The sequence below is a fragment of the Streptococcus sp. HMSC074B11 genome (assembly GCF_001808705.1).
Lineage (GTDB): Bacteria > Bacillota > Bacilli > Lactobacillales > Streptococcaceae > Streptococcus.
Genome location: NZ_KV794300.1, coordinates 1 through 228, shown reverse-complemented (window position 1 = coordinate 228; position 228 = coordinate 1). Strand labels below are relative to the sequence as shown.

Annotated in this window: 1 pseudogene; it reads left to right on the top strand. The window is 43.0% G+C overall.

Annotated elements, in window-relative coordinates:
* Nucleotides 1-228, top strand: a pseudogene (locus HMPREF2619_RS11400) (hypothetical protein); the annotation flags it as partial.

The window sequence follows — 228 nt, the reverse complement described above, 5'->3', positions numbered from 1 at the left end:
TCTAACCCAACAGCAACAGATGTTAAAGTTGGTGAAGATGGAACAACAACCGTAACCTTCCCAGATGGTTCAAAAGCAACCTTGACACCAGCGCAAACAGTTAAAGAAGCTGATTCAACTGGCGTTAAGACTCCAGCTGTCACTCCAGTAGCGAACCCATCATCTCTTACAGATGCTGAAAAAGCAAAAGTAGCAGATGAAGTTAAGAAATCTAACCCAACAGCAACA